General features: G+C 69.9%; 1 pseudogene. It reads left to right on the top strand.

The features are described 5' to 3' along the window. Window positions 1-64: 64 nt before the first annotated feature. Window positions 65-282, top strand: a pseudogene (locus tag EN845_RS35015) (hypothetical protein); the annotation flags it as partial.

Below are 282 nucleotides of genomic sequence, written 5' to 3'. Positions count from 1 at the left end.
AGCGCTTGCGCATCGGGCATTGCGCGGGCTTTGCTGGCGCCAAAGATTCGCGAGGGTGACAGGCATGGATACGGTCACGATCAAGGCAAGGGGCATCTCGGTCGCGCTCGACCTTGCGGTCGGCCACATCGCCGACATGACGGTCGAGGCCGACGGCCGCCGGCTGCAGCCGCTGCATCGCGCGCCCTGGGTCGGCGCGCCGCGCGAGAGCCTGCCGCAAGATCTGCCCGAGGGTACGGTGCGGCTTTCCGGCGATTTCCTCTGCGCGCCGTTCTCGCGCGC

The sequence above is a fragment of the Mesorhizobium sp. M8A.F.Ca.ET.202.01.1.1 genome (assembly GCF_004791595.1).
GTDB lineage: Bacteria > Pseudomonadota > Alphaproteobacteria > Rhizobiales > Rhizobiaceae > Mesorhizobium.
Note: the sequence above shows the minus strand (reverse complement) of the source record. Positions and strands in the feature narration are given on the sequence as shown.